Here is a 15,795-nt window from a genome sequence, read left to right as displayed (position 1 = left end):
TTTTAGCCCTTGAGACCACCGGCGGTGAGACCCGAGACGACCCGTTCCTGGAAGATAACGATCAGGATCGCGACAGGCACGATGCCGACCACCAGCGCTGCCGAAATGACCGGCCAGGGGAAAGCGAATTCACCCTGATACAGCTGGATGCCGACGGGAAGCGTGCGGAGCGCCGGATTGGAATTGAAGGACAGCGCCAGGAGGAACTCATCCCAGGCATTGACGAAGGCGAGGATGCCGGCGGTGAAAACGCCCGGTGCGCAGAGCGGCACGACGACCTTGAAGAGCGCGCCGATGCGGGTGCAGCCATCGATCATGGCGGCGTTTTCGAGATCGCGCGGAATGCTCTCGAAGAACGAGACGAGCATCAGCGTGCAGACCGGCAGCGAAAGCACGGTGTAGGGCAGGATCAGCGCCGTCCAGCTATTGAGCAGGTTCAGCGCCCGCATGATTTCGAACAGCGGCACCAGGAGCGTCACCAGCGGGAAGGTGGAAACGGCGATGATGAGTGAGAGGATCAGCGCTCGGTATTTGAGGTTCAGCCGCGCCAGGGCATACGCGGCCAGCACTGAAATCAGGATGGTGAGTGCGGTGGAAAGCAACGCCACCATGAAGCTGTTGAAGAGGAAGAGATGCAGCGGCTGATCAGAAAAGGCCTGCATGTAATTGGCAAGCGTTGGCGCATGCGGGAACCAGGTGATCGGCTTGACCGTCAACTCCGCTTCCGTCTTCAACGAGGTGAAGAGGATCCAGATGGCAGGAAACAGGCCGTTCACCAGCAGGATGGAGGCTGCGATGAAGCGCAGCGGCTTGCCGGAAAAGAACGAAGAAAAACCAGAGGTCGCAACGATGCTCATAGGATCAGTCCTTCGTCCTGATGATGCGGAGGTAAACGGCGGTAACGCACATGGAAAGCGCAAACATCATGACAGCGAGCGCCGAACCGTAACCGAGATCGAGGAAGGAAACGGTGTTCTGGTGGATGTACATGGCAAGCGTCGTGGTGGATGTGCCGGGGCCGCCGCCGGTCATCATGTAAGGAATATCAAAGGTCTGCAGCGCCGTGATCGTGCGGAAGATGAGCGCGACGACGATCGACGGCTTCAAAAGCGGCAGGGTGATTTCGAAGAACTGACGGATTTTGCCGGCGCCATCCACATCAGCCGCTTCATAGAGCGAGCGCGGAATGGTCTGAAGGCCGGCGAGGATCATCAGCGCCATGAAGGAAGACGTCTTCCAGATGATCGTCAGGCAGATGGCCGCAAAGGCCCAGTTCGGTGAGTTGAACCAGATGATGCCTTCGAAGCCCAACCGGTTCAGCACGTCATTGACCACGCCATATTCATAATGGAAGAACCACGCGAAGATGAGACCTGCAAAGGAGAGCGGCAGCGCCCAGGGAATGAGAAGCGAAAGCCGCATCGGCCACTGCATGGAAAAAGGCAGGTTGGCAAGCAGTGCGAGAGCAAGGCCCATGAACAGCGCGCCCGGCACGGTGATCAGCGTGATCAGAACCGTATTCCAGGTCGTTTCCCAGAAAATCGGATCATCGAACATGGCGGTGTAGTTTTCAAAGCCGATGAATTCCGCCGGCAGGCCCGAGGTCAGCGACAGGCTGAAGAAACTCGTATAGACGAGCCGCGCCACCGGATAGACAATGATGAGCGACAGCAGGATCGCCGCTGGCGCCAGGAGAAGCACGGCCAGCGACCGGTCGCCGAGGTCGAGCCACCGCGTCCAGCGCGGCAGCTGCTTTTCGTCCACCCGGACCATGGTTCTTTCCGGCATTGTCACGTCTGCCACTCCCGCAACTGGATTCACGTCGTCGTCTCCCGATCGGACCGGTTCTAATCCGGCCCGTTTATCGCGCCGCTAGGGCGCGTTTATTTCTGTCCGTCGAAGCAGCCGGAAAGGGCATGGCAGCCATGCCGCTTTCCGGCCTTGAAGCTTAGCGCAGAACGCGCCGCAGACGGCTTTCCATCTGCTTTGCGCCGTCCTCCGGCGTCATCACTCCCGCAAGCACGCCATTGACCGTGGTGCGGATCGTCTCGCTGACCTCGTTATAACGCGGCGTCACGGGGCGGGCCTTTGCTGTTTCAACGACGGGCAGGGCGTCAGCGAACCAGGGGATCGTCTTGGTCACGTCCGCATCCTTGTAAAGTGCGGCATAGGTGGGCAGGAGGGCGGCATTGATGGCCATAAACTTCGACACATCCTGACCGGAGAGATATTCCACCAGCTTCTTGGCTTCCTCCTGCTGCTTGGAATAGGCGGAAACGCCGAATTCCCAACCGCCGAGGCAGGTCGTCTGCTCGCCACCCTTGACGGCTGGCAGCCGGGCGACGCCGACCTTGTCGTTCACCTGTGATTCCTTGCCCTGGAAATGGGTCCAGGCGTAGGACCAGTTAACGGCGAAGAGAACCTTACCGGCCTGGAATTCCTTGCGGGTGTCGTCGGTCGCCACTTCCGAAATATTCTTCTTGGAAATGCCTTCATCGACAAAGCTCTTCCACAGCTTCAGCGAATCCACGGCTGCCTTGTTGTCGAAATTCAGCTTGCCATTTTCAACCAGAGATTTGCCCTCGCTCCAATAGGGCAGGAGGAAGGTGCAGACCGCGCCTTCGATCGCTTTACCCTGGAAGGACAGGCCCTGAAGTTCGGGATTCTTTTCACCTTCCATGACCTTCTTGGAGGCTTCCTTCAGCTCGTCCCAGGTGGTCGGCGGCTTGATGCCGTATTTGTCGAGCAGGTCTTTGCGGTAATAGAGGAACATGGAGTCGGCAAAAGCGGGCAGCGCCACGATTTTGCCGTCTACGGTATTTGCTTCGGCGTAGGTCGGCAGATAGGCCGACATGTCCTTGCCTGAGAAATCGCTGGTCCAGCCAGCGGTGGCGAACTGCGCGGGGCGGATGACGTCGAGCATCAGCACGTCAAGGCTCGAATCCTTGGCCGACATGACGGTATTGAGATATTGCGCCTGCATTTCCGAGGTGTTGCCGCCGGTCTCGATGACCACTTTCACGCCGGGCGTCTTCGCTTCATATTGATCGAGCGCCTTGCGCCAGACATCCGGCTGATGCTGGCTGGAAACGAAAATTTTCAGTTCGGCATCGGCGAAGGCCTGTCCCGAAAAGGTGAGCATGGTCGCGCAGAGCGCTGCACCCATGAGGGCTTTGCCCCTGATGGTTTTAAATGTCATGTGTTCCTCCCATTATTAAACCTGTTGGCCGCAGCGTCTCTTCGCCCGGCAATCAGTGAATCGAGCGTTCCGTTGTCGCGTCGAAAAGATGGACCTTGGATGGATCGACGCCGATCCGCAGTTCCTCATTCGGCGTCGGCCGAAGCTGCGGCGGCATGCGTGCGGTCAGCGCCGCATCGCCGAGGCTGAAATGGACGAGCGTGTCCGAGCCGAGCGGTTCCACCACCTGCACCTTGACCGTAAGCTGAGTGTCAAAGCCCTCGACGGGGCCGAAATGTTCCGGGCGAATACCGACGATGACTTCACGCCCGTCGAGGCCTGTTTCACGGGATGGCCGAAGGGTGGCCATCGGCAGGGTATTGCCGTCGGAGAATGCCAACCGGTCGCCGCTCACCTTTGCGCGGGCGAAGTTCATCGCCGGAGCCCCAACGAAACCGCCGACGAACACGCTTTCAGGCCGGTTATAGACCTCGTCAGGTGTACCGACCTGCTCGATATCGCCACCGCGCAGGATAACGATGCGGTCTGCCAGCGTCATGGCCTCCACCTGGTCGTGGGTAACGTAGATGATGGTGGTGCCGAGCTGCTGGTGCAGCCGCTTGATTTCCGTGCGCACCTGTCCGCGCAGTTTGGCGTCGAGGTTGGAAAGCGGCTCATCGAACAGGAAGACCTGCGGACGGCGCACGATGGCGCGGCCCATGGCCACACGCTGACGCTGGCCGCCGGAGAGCTGGCCGGGCCGCCGGTCGAGAAGGTGCTCGATGCCGAGCATCCTCGCCGCCTCATCGATGCTGGCATTGGCCTGCGATGCGCTCACGCCGCGCACCTTCAGGCTGAAACCCATGTTCTCGCGCACCGTCTTGTGCGGATAAAGCGCATAGTCCTGAAACACCATGGCGATGTCGCGCTCACGCGGCGGCAGCCGGTTGACGACGCGGTCGCCGATCCTCACCTCGCCGTCGGTAATGCTTTCCAGCCCCGCAACCATGCGCAGCGTTGTCGATTTACCGCAGCCGGAGGGGCCGACGAACACGACGAATTCACCATCGTTGATTTCAAGGTCGATGCCCTTGACGATGCGAAGCGCACCGTAACTCTTGTCCAGCTTGCGCAGGCTGACCGAAGCCATATTTTCCTCCTCACGACCGGCGCGTCCAGAATTCGAATGGACGCCATTGCCGGTATCAACCTTCAAGTTCCACGCATCGCATCGTCGAAAATCGATCCCGATTGTCTGGCGATATCGTGGGATGGCGAAACGCCTGTCTCCCTGAGGACGTGATATTACCTTTCAAAAAAAGGAAATCAATAGTGTATCAATTTTATTTCTGACAGAAATCAAAAACTATTAAGTCATTGATTTAAAGAAATATAACCGCAAAAGCAGTCCGCTGGCAGGTTGCTGCTTGCTTGCCTCCCGTCAAATTCTTTCATCCATGTAGAGCACGCGAAATTTGCGCAGTCTCAACGTATGCGTGAAACGTATCGTGCGACGGTATGGTCGAACCAGGTCCATGAAACTTCGGCCACGGCACCATCCTGCGCCTGGCTGAGGCGCAGAACCCGCGGCACCGACACGCCAGCTTTCTGGCCGAAAACCTCGGGCGTCCATGTGGGTACGTCGCCGAGATCGATGCGATCCTCCGCCTTCGATATCCAGAGGTTCAGGCGGGTGCGGTAATAGAGGTAAAGGGATTCCGACATGTGCTCGATGGCGATAGTGTCGACGTAAGAACCGTCCAGCCAGATTTCTTCGATGGCCGCCGGTTTGCCGGCGATGCGTCGCAGGCGTCTTATCCTGTGCCCTTCGGTCGATGTGCCGAAAGCGGGCAGGTCAGCGGGCTTGGCAAGGCGTGCCACATCCAGAACCTCCGCCGTTGGCAAGCCTCCGCCCTCGATCAGTTCAAGCCGGAAGAAGGCGTAGACGCTTTGCGGATCGCTGACGGCGCGAATGTAGTTGCCGGAACCCTGCACGCGCTCCAGCAGGCCGCGCTCCTGCAGTTCAGCAAGCGCCTTGCGCAGCGTGCCGACGGCGATGCCCAGATCAGCCGCCATGTCGCGCTCCGGCGCCAGCTTCTCGCCATCGATCAACCGGCCCGCCGCCACTTCGCGCACCAGCATTTCGGCGATCTGCATATACATGGGCAGGCTGCCGCCAGTGTGTTTCATATACCGTTTCCTCCCCCGAAACAAAAATTGATACATCATTGATTTACATATTTCTTGATGTTATGCAAGAAAAACGAGAGCGGCCCTGAGGAGGAATTGCATGACCGTCGTACCCGTTACATCCGCTGATCTCGATGCTGCCGAGGTCTCCTGGTTTTCCGCTTTGTGTTCCGATGACTACGCCTATCTTGGCGTGCCTGACGGTAGCTTGCGTTCCAGTTTCGAGCATTGTTCCGATATCGTTAAAAAGGCCGAAGAACTCGGTTTTCGCAATATCCTCTGCCCCTCATCCTATCAGGTGGGGCAGGATACGCTGAGCTTCGTCGCCGGCTGTGCGCCGATCAGCGACCGCATCAATTTTCTTGCTGCTATCCGTTGTGGCGAAATGCAGCCGATCATGCTGGCGCGCACTGTGGCAACGCTCGACCACATGCTGAAGGGTCGCCTGACGCTCAACGTCATCAGCTCGGATTTCCCCGGTGAAGTGGCCGACAGCGCTTTCCGTTACAAGCGCAGCCATGAGGTCGTCGAGATCCTGCGCCAAGCTTGGACGCGTGACACCATCGACCATGACGGCGAAATCTACCAGTTCAAGGGCGTCTCCACCGAGCCGGCACGGCCCTACCAGCAAAATGGCGGACCGCTCCTTTATTTCGGTGGCTACTCGCCGGATGCGCTGGAACTCTGCGGCGCGCAGTGTGACGTCTATCTGATGTGGCCTGAGACGAAGGACCAGCTGGCGGATCGCATGCGCGCCGCCAACGAGCGCGCCGCCGCCCATGGCCGCACGCTGGATTACGGCCTGCGTGTCCATATGGTGGTGCGCGATACCGAACAGGAAGCCCGTGAATATGCCGAGCATCTTGTCTCGAAGCTCGATGACGAGTACGGCCAGCTTATCCGCAACCGCGCCCATGACAGCGGTTCACTCGGTGTCTCCCATCAGGCGCGCGCCCGTGAACTCGCCGACAAGTTCGGTTATGTCGAACCCAATCTATGGACCGGCATCGGCCGGGCGCGTTCGGGCTGCGGTGCGGCGCTGGTCGGTTCCACCGACAAGGTGCTTTCGGCGCTGGAGGAATACCAGAAGATGGGCATTCGCGCCTTCATCCTGTCCGGTTATCCGCATCTCGATGAAGCGGAGCACTTCGGCACCAAGGTTCTGCCGCAGATGAAAACCTGCTCTCTGCCGCATGCTTACGGCCGGGTGCCTTCTGAAACGCCAGCGACGCCGCTCGGCAACGGGGAACGCCACTGATGGAACGTATCGCTCTTTCTGACAAACTCGAACTCAGCCGCATCGTTTACGGCATGTGGCGCATCGGTGACGACGCCGACACCTCACCAGCCCATGTTCAGGCGAAGATCGAGGCTTGCCTCGCGCAGGGCATCACCACCATGGATCAGGCCGATATCTACGGCGGATACACGGCGGAGGCCATTCTCGGCGCCGGCCTGAAGGCTGCGCCGGGACTGCGCGACAGAATAGAAATCGTCACGAAATGCGGCATTGTCGCGCCGGCCGGCCGCCACGCCGCCGCCCGTGTCAAACATTACGATACGACGGCCGGCCACATCAATGCTTCGGTCGAAGCCTCGCTACGTGACATGGGAACCGATCACGTCGATCTGCTCCTCATTCACCGCCCTGACCCGCTGATCGATGCGGAAGAAACCGGTAAGGCGCTCGATGCGCTGGTGGCTTCCGGCAAGGTCAAGGCAGTGGGCGTCTCAAACTTCCGCCCGTGGGACTTTTCGCTGCTGCAATCGGCCATGAGCAACCGGCTCGTGACCAACCAGATCGAAATGAGCCTTCTTGCCACCGATACCTTCACCAATGGCGATCTGGCTTACCTGCAGGAAAAGCGCGTCTCGCCCATGGCATGGTCGCCGCTTGGCGGCGGTTCGCTGTTTTCAGGCGCGCATGGCGGCACCATGGCCGCCTTGCAGCGCATCGGTAGAGAACAGGGCGTCGATGCGACGGCAGTTGCAATTGCGTGGCTGCTGCGTCATCCGGCAAAGATCGTGCCGGTTCTTGGCACCAATAATCTCGAACGTATCAGAACCGCGGCCGATGCGCTTCGCGTGACGATGGACCGCCAGACATGGTTTGAACTCTACACCCTTGCGATTGGAAAAGAGGTGGCGTGATGACAGTGGCAGAGGCAATCAAGATGCCCAATGAGCATGTATTCGTTCCCGGCGGCGAAAACAGCCGCAGTTTCCGCAATGCGCTCGGCGCTTTCACGACAGGCGTCACGGTGGTAACCGCCACCACGCCGGAAGGTCCGATTGGCATGACGGTCAATAGCTTTGCGTCGGTATCGCTCGATCCGCCGCTGGTTCTTTGGTCGCCGGCCAAAAGCTCGTCGCGTTATGAGGCCTTCAACGGCGCCACGCATTTCGCGATCCACGTACTGAGTGCCGATCAGGATGTGCTGAGCGCCCGGTTCACTCGTAATGGCCGTGCTTTCGACGATCTGGATTGGGAGCTGAACGACGAGGGCGTGCCGGTCATTCCCGGAACGCTCGCTCGTTTCGAATGCCGCCAGGCGGCAGCCCATGATGCGGGCGATCACACGATCATCGTCGGAGAAGTTCTGCGCGCAGCCCATCGTGACGGGGACCCTCTATGCTTTTCAGGCGGAGCCTTTGGCCGGTTTTCGCGGCAATAAAAGAGCCTGGCTGGATTTTTATAGTCGCTGGCGAGGCTCTGTTATTGCAGCTGTAGTGCCGCAGCGGGTTTCGAGGCGCTGGAGCGCCTCGAAAATCTGCGTTAAGCGGCAACGGATTCCGGTTCGCCGGGCCCTTCCGGCTTTTGCGGTTCGGTGTTTTTTTCCGCCCTTTTCCGGCGGGAAAACACCCTGGTGAGGAATTGGCCGAACCGGTCCATTTCCACGAAGATGACGGGCGTGATGAACAGCGTCAGCAATTGCGACACGATGAGGCCGCCGACCACGGCGATGCCGAGCGGCTGGCGCAGTTCCGAACTCGCGCCCGAGCCGAGTGCGATGGGAAGTGCCCCAAGCAGCGCGCAGAAGGTCGTCATCATGATCGGCCGGAACCGGCGCACGCAGGCCTCGTGAATGGCGGTTGCTGGTCGTTCCGCTTTTTCGCGTATCAACTCCACCGCAACATCGATCATCATGATCGCATTTTTCTTGACGATGCCGATCAGCATCAAAAGGCCGATCAGCGCGATGATCGAAAAATCCATGCCCATCACCTTCAGCGCCACCAGCGCGCCGAAGGCGGCGGCCGGCAGTCCGGAGAGGATGGTCAGCGGGTGGATGAAACTCTCGTAAAGCACGCCGAGAACCACATAGATGGTCAGCACCGCTGCCAGAATAAGGATGCCGGTATTGCCCTGGCTCTGCTGGAAGATCGCCGCCGTGCCGCCATAGCTGGTGAAGACATCCTGTGGCAGACCTATCGTGCTCTTGATCTGGTCTATCCGGCTCGTGGCATCGGACAGCGCCACCCCATCCGGCAGGTTGAAGGAGATGGTGGTGGAGACGAGCTGGCCCGTCTGGTTGATGGTAACAGGCGCCTGCGTGCGGGTAAGGGTGGCGAAGTTCGAAAGCGGAACCAGAACCCCGGATTTTGCCGAAAGAATGTTGATATCGCTGAGGAAATCGTCATTCCAGGGTTTGGAACTGTCGAATTCCACAATCACGTCGTAGCTATCGCCAGTAGACTGGATTTGCGCCGCCGTATAACCGCCGAAAGACATTTCCAGCGTCTTGCGCAATTGGTCATTGGTAATGCCGAAGGCGGCGGCCTTTTCCGGATCAACGGAGATCGTGGCGGCGATCGCACCGTTCTGGGCGTCGGAAGTGACGGAGGTGAAGGTGTGGTCGCGACGCATCGCGTCCATCAGCTTATTCGACCATTCGTTGGTCGTGTCGGCATTCAGACCCTGAACGACGAGCTGGTATTGGCTGGCGGAGCTGCGCCCGCCAAAGCGCAGGCTCTGCTGCGGATTGATATAGGTGCGGATGCCCGCCACTTTCGATGTGGCCTGACCCAGTTCCGCCAGCACCTGGCTGAGCGGCGCCCGCTCTTCCTTGGGCTTCAGTTCCACGAACATCGAGCCGTTGTTCAACGGATTGCGGGAATTGCCGCCGACGATAGAGGTGACGTGCACGACGGCTGGATTCTTGCGGATCTGATCGGCGACCTGCGCCTGGAGATCGCGCATCGCCGTATAGGAAATATCCTCACGCGCCCGTGTCGAAACCGAAAGACGTCCGATATCTTCCTGTGGAAAGAAGCTGGAGGGCAGGGTTTCGAAGAGATAGAGCGACGCCGCGACCGAAGCGAGAAACGATGCCAAAACGATGCGGCGGTGGGAGAGGCACCAGCCGACGGCGCGGCCATAGGCGCGCAGCGTGCGCTCGAAACCCGCATCGAACCAGCGGATGATCGCAGGTGGTCTGGAGGAGTGGCCGGAGAGGCGCGAAGCGAGCATCGGCGTCACTGTCAGCGAGACCAGCGCCGAGGCCATGATAGCCAGCGTGACGACCATGCCGAACTCGTTGAAGAGCCTGCCGATAACGCCGCCCATCAACAGAATCGGAATGAAGACGGCCACCAGCGAGATTGACATGGACAGAATGGTGCCGCTGACTTCCGCCGCGCCCTGCAAGGCCGCCTCGCGCATGGGCAGGCCTTCTTCATGCAGGCGCAGGATGTTTTCCAGCATGACGATGGCGTCATCCACCACCAGCCCCACCGATAGCGTCAGCCCGAGCAGCGAGATGTTGTCGATGCTGTAGCCCAGAACATACATCATGCCGAAGGCGGTGATGAGAGACAGGGGTACTGCAAGACCGGGAATGATGGTCGCCGTCAGGTGCCCGGTGAAGAGATAGATGACCGCAACCACCAGCCCGATGGTGAGAAACAGGGTGAACTGAACGTCTGAGATCGCATCCTTGATGGCGGTCGAGGCATCATTCATGACGTTGATATTGACGGAGGGCGGCAATTGCTGGTGAAGCGCCGGCAGCTTCGCCTTGATGGCGTCCACGACGTCGACGGTATTGGCGTCCGGCTGACGCTGCACGGCGAGAACGATGGCCTGTTCGCCATCGAACCAGCTGCCGGCATTGGTGTTGTCGATGCTGTCGGTGACATTGGCGATATCGCCGAGATGGATCGGCGCGCCATTATTCGTCGAGACGACCAGCGAGCGGAAGGCGGCCGCATTGGTGCGCTGGGTATCGGCCTCGATCGTCAAGCGCTGATTGTCGGTCTGCAAGGCACCAACGGGCACCTGATTATTCGCCTGGGCGATGGCCGTGGTGACGGTGTCGACGCCAAGCCCTCTTGCCTGAAGCTGGGCCGGATCAAGGCCGATGCGCACGGCATAGGTTTGTGCACCATAGATGCTCACCTGCGCGACGCCGGAAATTGTGGAGAGAAGCGGTGAGATGATGTTTTCGGCGATCTCATCCACCTTGCTGGTCGGCATTTCCTTGCTGTTGACGGCGAGCAGCAGTACCGGCGCATCGGCCGGGTTGGTCTTGCGATAGCTCGGCGTCGTCGTCATGTTGCTTGGCAATTGCCGCTGCGCGCGGGAAATTGCGGCCTGCACATCGGCCGCCGCGGCGTCGATATCGCGGTTGAGATCGAACTCCAGCACGATCGAGCTGTTGCCGAGCGTGTTGGTGGCGCTGATTTCGCTAACGCCGGGAATGGTTTCGAACTGCTTGACCAGCGGCGTGGTAACCGATGTGGCCATGGTTTGCGGCGAAGCGCCTGACAGCGACGAGGAAACGTTGATCGTCGGAAAATCCACCTTCGGCAGGGCGGCGACGGGCAGCAGGCGGAAGCCGGCAAGCCCGGCCAGCACCAGGCCTATGGCGAGAAGCGTGGTGGCGACGGGCCGGTTGATGCAGAAATTAGGGATCATTGGCCGCCAACCTGTAACTGCGGAATATTGGCGGCCAGATTGGCAGCCGCACCGCCCTTGTCGGAGAATTGCTCGACAACCGTCTGGCCGTCGGCAAGTTCGGATTGACCTTCAACGATGATATGTTCGCCACCATTAAGGCCGCTTGTTATGGCGGTGAGATTGCCATTCGAGCGGGCGACTTCCACCGGCGTCATGTGGGCATGATGCTCACTATCGACGGTATAGACGAAATTGCCCTTTGGCCCCGGCCGCACGGCGACTGTCGGCACCACGATCATTTCATCCCCCGAGACGAAATGGGCCGTGACGTTTACCGACTGGCCGGGCCATAAAAGACCGCGATCGTTCTTGAACTCCGCCTTGGCGAGCACCGTGCCGGAGGTCTGGTCCACCGTATTGTCGTAGAACCGCAGTACGCCGCTCATCGGTTCGCCTCCCGTCGCCGCGGGGTCGACATCGACTGCGGTATCCTTTGCCACGCCTTCACGAAGTTGCGGCAGGTAGCGCTGTGAAAGCCGGAAACTGACCGAGATCGGGTCATATTTGGTGATCGTCACGATGTTGACGCCCGCACTGAGATAGGCGCCGGGGCTGACCGTGATGTCGCCGAGCCGCCCATCGAACGGGGCGCGGATTTCCATATGTTCGAGCGCCACCTCATCGGATGCGAGCGTTGCCTTGTCGGCGTCGGTCTTGGCACTGGCGCTGTCGCGCGCTGCCCGTGCCTGATCCAGTACCTGTTGCGATTCAGCACTTTGCTTGACCAGATTGGCGGCGCGCTGGAAGGCGGCCTCGGTCTGTTCCAGCGTTGCCTGATCGGCGGCGATATTGGCCTTGTCCTTGTCGACGGCGGCCCGTGCGATGCGATCATCCAATTTGAGGATCAGATCGCCCGCCTTGATATGCTGGCCGTCCTTCGCGCTGATCTCCGTGACGAGACCAGCCTGAAGCGGCGCGATATTGGTGATATCCGCCGCAACCGCCCATCCCGTCGCCGTTGCATCCATCGGCAGCGTCGCCTTGGCGACGGCGATGGTGCTGACCGTGGGTGGTCCACCGTTACGCCGTCCGCCGCCCTGTCTTTGTCCCTGCTGCCGGGCTGGTTGGCCGCTTTGGGAGGACTGCGCCGCCGTTTCGGCGTCGACCTTGGGAGACACGCTGGCAAATTGCTTGAAATAGGGGACTTGATCGAGCGGCAGGCGATCCTTGAAATACCAGGCACCGGCGGCTGCGATGGCAAGAACGCTGAGAGCGGTCCAGAAACGTTTCATCTGACGATTCCGCGTAATGAGAGCGATACATGTTTCCCGAACATGTGCGGCAAGCCTTGGGAGCAGCTTTCCCCCACAAGACACCCAATGCGTTGCGAAATCACCTTAAACTTTTGTAATGGCGGTGATGATGACCGTCGCCAAATCCCCTGTCTTTCAAGGGTGGACGGCTTCGGTTCCTGCCCCAAGGCAATGTTTGATCACCTTCCTGTTCACCACTGGTTCCGGCCAAGGAAAAAGCCGTCTCGTTTCCGGGGCGGCTTTGGGATGAACGGCGAAACGCCGCCGTTTAAAAGGCGCGGATGGCGTTGCGGGTCGCAAGAACGTCCTCGGCGACATTGCCCGTCGTTGCCGGTACGGAGCCGACGAGATCCAGGAACTTGTAAAGTTCAGTGGCCTGCGAGTTGGTGACATAGATGATGTCGCGATCCTGCATCGGGAACTTCGTGGCGGCGAAGAATGTCGATGGATCGCGCAGATTGGCGCGGAAGATGACCGGCACGTCCTGTCCGGGGAACTTCGACGTATTGATGCCGAGCTTCACGAGAAGATCGCGCTTGACGATACGATAGACATAGACCTGAGCCGGGTCAGCGCGGGAATCGAGCAGTCCGCCCGCTTTGCCGAGTGCATCCGACAGCTTGAGATCGGCATCCTCGAACTCGAAACGCCCGTTGAGACCAGAAGCACCGAAGGCAAGGTAGGTGCGGCGTTCACGCTCCACCATGATCGTGTCGCCCGGAACTACATAGATGTTCTCGGACGGCGTGCTGACGAGGTGGTTGTAATTGACGCGGGAGGTCTTGCCGCGGCGGATCAGCGTGACATAGGATTCGATATTCGGAGCGCTGAGGCCCTTTGCGTAGGAAATGACGTCGAGAACCCGATCGCCCGCTTCCGAAAGCTGAACCTTCGTCGGCTCCTTGACGTCGCCCAACACGGAGGCCTGTGCGGAGCGGCTGGAAATCTTGGTGATGAGAACCTGCGGCTCGATGGCGCGGTTGGCGAGCCGTTCCTCGATTTCGCTCTGCACATCTTCGACGTTGCGGCCGGTGGCGCGAATCTTGCCCGCATAGGGAACGCTGATATTGCCTTCCCGGTCCACGGTCTGGTTCGGCAGGCTGATGAAGTTGCCGGGACGGCTGCCGGCGTCGTTTGGAATGAAGAGGCCGCCGGCCTGGCTTTCAAAAATTGCAACCTGCACCACGTCACCGACGCCCATCGGCAGTGCCGGAACGCCGCCCTTGCCGCCGCCGAAACTGCCGAGCAGGGTAGTGGTTGTGGTGTCGCCGACGTAATTGAGGACGGCGCTGTTGATGTCGAGCAGTGCGTAGTCGACGCCGGCGGTTTTCTGCTTGTCCTTGGAGGCGAATTTCACCGAAGCGTTAGATTCGATCGAGGCTGCATCGGGGCCGGAGGCTGCGGTAACCGTGCAACCCGCCAGTGCTGCAGAGGCAAGCATAATCGAAACATTCAATAAACGCATTTGGTCCTCGAAATGAATGCCGTCCGAAAAGCAGAAATAATTCGGACATCGTATAAGTTTTTAAAAATAAGCACTTCATAAATGACACCGGTAAAGGAAATCCAAACCGGCATTACATCCGTTCAGCGGAATCGCACCCCGGGATGTTTACGTCCTCTGTCAGGCATATGCCTAATTTCAGACGATGCTTCAAGTTCATCATCGTTCAACTGCGCCGAAAAATTCCGGGCGAGGCGCGATGGTCGAACCCCAGACGGTGTCAGTATTGTTGCGCTTCAATATTCAGTTGGACGCCATCATCTCTTCGATTGCTGCATTGCGCTAGTGCAGTTTTGTCACGCCTGCGCGGTTTCTTTCGTTATTGAATTTCGTGAAGCCCAATCATTTATTTTATGGATGTTTTTATGCATCCGTCATGCCCGTTCAGCCAGCGCGAAATTCACGGTATCCGCGAATTCCCGCAGGAAACGTTCGCGGGAGAAGCGGGCGGCGTTGTTGATGCAGGCGTTCTTGTCGAAGCGGTCGGAATTGTCGACGAACTCCTGTACGGCGGCGCAGATCGCCTCCGGTGTCTGCTCCCCGAAATAAAGGCCGGTCGGATGGTTGGAGGAGCCGAGCGGGACGACGGTTTCCAGTACGCCGCCCTTGCCGTAGGCGATGACCGGTGTACCGAGCGCCTGGGATTCGACGGGTACGATGCCGAAGTCGTCTTCTGCCGCAAAGACGAAGGCCTGGGCCTCGGCCATATATTTGTGAAGCTCTTCATTGCCCACGAAACCGAGGACTTCGACATTCGGCGCGGCGATTTCGCGGATGCGTTTCATGTCCGGACCGTCGCCGATGACGACCAGCCGTTTGTCCGGCATCGTTGAAAAAGCCTCCACGATAAGGTGTACTTTTTTGTAGGGCACCAGCCGCGACGCCGTGACGAAATAGTCACCTTTAAGGTCGGACGGGGAAAGATGGGACGTGTCCACCGGCGGATATATCACGGTGGAATCGCGGCCATAACACTTGCGCACCCGGTTGCGGATGAATTTGGAATTGACCGTCATCAGGTCGACGCCGTTGGCGGTGCGAATGTCCCACATGCGGATATAGTGAAGAACAGCGCGCGCGATCCACGAGGTGAAGCCGCGCGTCAGTCTGGTCTCCTTGAGATACTGGTGCTGGAGGTCCCAGGCGTAGCGTATCGGGCTATGGATATAGGAGACATGAAACTGGCCCGGGCCGGTGATGACGCCCTTGGCGACCGCATAACTCGAAGAAATAACGAGGTCGTAGCCGCTGAGATCGAACTGTTCGATGGCGAGCGGCATCAGCGGCAGGTAGGAGCGGTATTTTTTTCGGGCGAAAGGCAGCTTCTGGATGAAGGAGGTGTTGACGGGACGGCCGCCGAGAAAGCCGCGATCGCGCTCGCTCATGAAGTCGACAAGGCAGTAAAGATCCGCGTGAGGATAAATTTCAAGAAGGTTGTGAAGCACCTTTTCGGCCCCGCCTCTGTCGGTGAGCCAGTCATGCACGATTGCCGTCTTCATGATTTCCTCAATAATTTCAACGTAATAAAATTAGTTTTCCGCCATGGAATAAAGTTTGGCGGTATAAAGTATCAGGTCTTTCTGCAGCCCTTGAAAACACGGCTGACGGCGTCAAATAGCGTAACGATTAATAAAAATGCGCGGGTATGTCTGTGGTGGCGTAGCGTTAGTCCGCTCTTTAATAGCACTTTGTTCGCAAATGCGAAATATCC

12 protein-coding genes are annotated in these 15,795 nt (G+C 59.0%); 3 read left to right on the top strand and 9 right to left on the bottom strand.

What is annotated here, in order from left to right; all coding sequences use genetic code 11:
* Window positions 1-2: 2 nt before the first annotated feature.
* The 5 genes from AGR1_RS16875 to AGR1_RS16855 all read right to left on the bottom strand — a co-directional run bounded on the left by AGR1_RS16875 (window position 3) and on the right by AGR1_RS16855 (window position 5,368).
* Window positions 3-857 carry a carbohydrate ABC transporter permease gene (locus tag AGR1_RS16875; protein WP_080795968.1) on the bottom strand — a complete coding sequence of 285 codons (855 nt, stop codon included), beginning with the start codon at window positions 855-857 and terminating at the stop codon, window positions 3-5.
* 4 nt (window positions 858-861) lie between these two features.
* A complete protein-coding gene (locus AGR1_RS16870) occupies window positions 862-1,773 on the bottom strand; it encodes a sugar ABC transporter permease (protein WP_162927651.1) in 912 nt (303 codons plus the stop codon).
* Window positions 1,774-1,948: 175 nt separating this feature from the next.
* Window positions 1,949-3,199, bottom strand: coding sequence for an ABC transporter substrate-binding protein (locus AGR1_RS16865; RefSeq protein ID WP_149147633.1), 1,251 nt, complete (start codon window positions 3,197-3,199; stop codon window positions 1,949-1,951).
* Window positions 3,200-3,251: 52 nt separating this feature from the next.
* A complete protein-coding gene (gene ugpC / locus AGR1_RS16860; RefSeq protein WP_149147632.1) occupies window positions 3,252-4,328 on the bottom strand; it encodes a sn-glycerol-3-phosphate ABC transporter ATP-binding protein UgpC in 1,077 nt (358 codons plus the stop codon).
* A gap of 335 nt (window positions 4,329-4,663) precedes the next feature.
* Window positions 4,664-5,368, bottom strand: a complete 705-nt coding sequence (locus AGR1_RS16855) for a GntR family transcriptional regulator (protein ID WP_149147631.1) — start codon at window positions 5,366-5,368, stop codon at window positions 4,664-4,666.
* A 100-nt stretch (window positions 5,369-5,468) separates the two neighbouring features.
* On the opposite strand from AGR1_RS16855, the gene AGR1_RS16850 reads away from it, so the two are divergent.
* From AGR1_RS16850 to AGR1_RS16840, 3 genes are read left to right on the top strand one after another with little or no spacing between them, the layout of a single operon-like run.
* On the top strand, window positions 5,469-6,626 hold the full coding sequence (locus AGR1_RS16850) for an LLM class flavin-dependent oxidoreductase (RefSeq protein ID WP_003519880.1): 1,158 nt from the start codon (window positions 5,469-5,471) through the stop codon (window positions 6,624-6,626).
* Window positions 6,626-7,519 (top strand): aldo/keto reductase family oxidoreductase, encoded by an 894-nt coding sequence (locus tag AGR1_RS16845; RefSeq protein WP_149147630.1) that lies wholly within the window; start codon window positions 6,626-6,628, stop codon window positions 7,517-7,519. Before AGR1_RS16850 ends, AGR1_RS16845 begins: the two co-directional genes overlap by 1 nt.
* The gene (locus AGR1_RS16840; RefSeq protein WP_077984312.1) at window positions 7,519-8,043 is read left to right on the top strand and encodes a flavin reductase family protein; all 525 of its coding nucleotides are present in this window, start codon (window positions 7,519-7,521) and stop codon (window positions 8,041-8,043) included. Before AGR1_RS16845 ends, AGR1_RS16840 begins: the two co-directional genes overlap by 1 nt.
* Window positions 8,044-8,144: 101 nt before the next feature.
* On the opposite strand, the gene AGR1_RS16835 is transcribed toward AGR1_RS16840, so the two are convergent.
* From AGR1_RS16835 to AGR1_RS16820, 4 genes are all read right to left on the bottom strand, one after another.
* Window positions 8,145-11,285 (bottom strand): efflux RND transporter permease subunit, encoded by a 3,141-nt coding sequence (locus AGR1_RS16835; RefSeq protein WP_149147629.1) that lies wholly within the window; start codon window positions 11,283-11,285, stop codon window positions 8,145-8,147.
* On the bottom strand, window positions 11,282-12,559 hold the full coding sequence (locus AGR1_RS16830) for an efflux RND transporter periplasmic adaptor subunit (RefSeq protein ID WP_149147628.1): 1,278 nt from the start codon (window positions 12,557-12,559) through the stop codon (window positions 11,282-11,284). Before AGR1_RS16830 ends, AGR1_RS16835 begins: the two co-directional genes overlap by 4 nt.
* Before the next feature lie 289 nt (window positions 12,560-12,848).
* Window positions 12,849-14,045: a polysaccharide biosynthesis/export family protein gene (locus tag AGR1_RS16825; protein WP_149147627.1), complete on the bottom strand. Its 1,197-nt coding sequence runs from the start codon at window positions 14,043-14,045 to the stop codon at window positions 12,849-12,851.
* Between the two features lie 413 nt (window positions 14,046-14,458).
* Window positions 14,459-15,583 (bottom strand): glycosyltransferase family 4 protein, encoded by a 1,125-nt coding sequence (locus tag AGR1_RS16820; RefSeq protein WP_077984308.1) that lies wholly within the window; start codon window positions 15,581-15,583, stop codon window positions 14,459-14,461.
* Window positions 15,584-15,795: the final 212 nt, after the last annotated feature.

Source organism: Agrobacterium sp. B1(2019) (genome assembly GCF_008274755.1).
Taxonomy (GTDB): domain Bacteria; phylum Pseudomonadota; class Alphaproteobacteria; order Rhizobiales; family Rhizobiaceae; genus Agrobacterium; species Agrobacterium salinitolerans.
This window is presented reverse-complemented; position numbering and strand designations above follow the sequence as displayed.

What these genes read in the sequence shown, in the direction of transcription:
- AGR1_RS16875 (WP_080795968.1), bottom strand. Translation starts at nt 857, where the DNA reads ATGAGCATCGTTGCGACCTCTGGTTTTTCTTCGTTCTTTTCCGGCAAG.
- AGR1_RS16820 (WP_077984308.1), bottom strand. Translation starts at nt 15,583, where the DNA reads ATGAAGACGGCAATCGTGCATGACTGGCTCACCGACAGAGGCGGGGCC.
- AGR1_RS16865 (WP_149147633.1), bottom strand. Translation starts at nt 3,199, where the DNA reads ATGACATTTAAAACCATCAGGGGCAAAGCCCTCATGGGTGCAGCGCTC.
- AGR1_RS16850 (WP_003519880.1), top strand. Translation starts at nt 5,469, where the DNA reads ATGACCGTCGTACCCGTTACATCCGCTGATCTCGATGCTGCCGAGGTC.
- AGR1_RS16830 (WP_149147628.1), bottom strand. Translation starts at nt 12,559, where the DNA reads ATGAAACGTTTCTGGACCGCTCTCAGCGTTCTTGCCATCGCAGCCGCC.
- AGR1_RS16845 (WP_149147630.1), top strand. Translation starts at nt 6,626, where the DNA reads ATGGAACGTATCGCTCTTTCTGACAAACTCGAACTCAGCCGCATCGTT.
- AGR1_RS16855 (WP_149147631.1), bottom strand. Translation starts at nt 5,368, where the DNA reads ATGAAACACACTGGCGGCAGCCTGCCCATGTATATGCAGATCGCCGAA.
- AGR1_RS16835 (WP_149147629.1), bottom strand. Translation starts at nt 11,285, where the DNA reads ATGATCCCTAATTTCTGCATCAACCGGCCCGTCGCCACCACGCTTCTC.
- AGR1_RS16840 (WP_077984312.1), top strand. Translation starts at nt 7,519, where the DNA reads ATGACAGTGGCAGAGGCAATCAAGATGCCCAATGAGCATGTATTCGTT.
- AGR1_RS16870 (WP_162927651.1), bottom strand. Translation starts at nt 1,773, where the DNA reads ATGGTCCGGGTGGACGAAAAGCAGCTGCCGCGCTGGACGCGGTGGCTC.
- ugpC (WP_149147632.1), bottom strand. Translation starts at nt 4,328, where the DNA reads ATGGCTTCGGTCAGCCTGCGCAAGCTGGACAAGAGTTACGGTGCGCTT.
- AGR1_RS16825 (WP_149147627.1), bottom strand. Translation starts at nt 14,045, where the DNA reads ATGCGTTTATTGAATGTTTCGATTATGCTTGCCTCTGCAGCACTGGCG.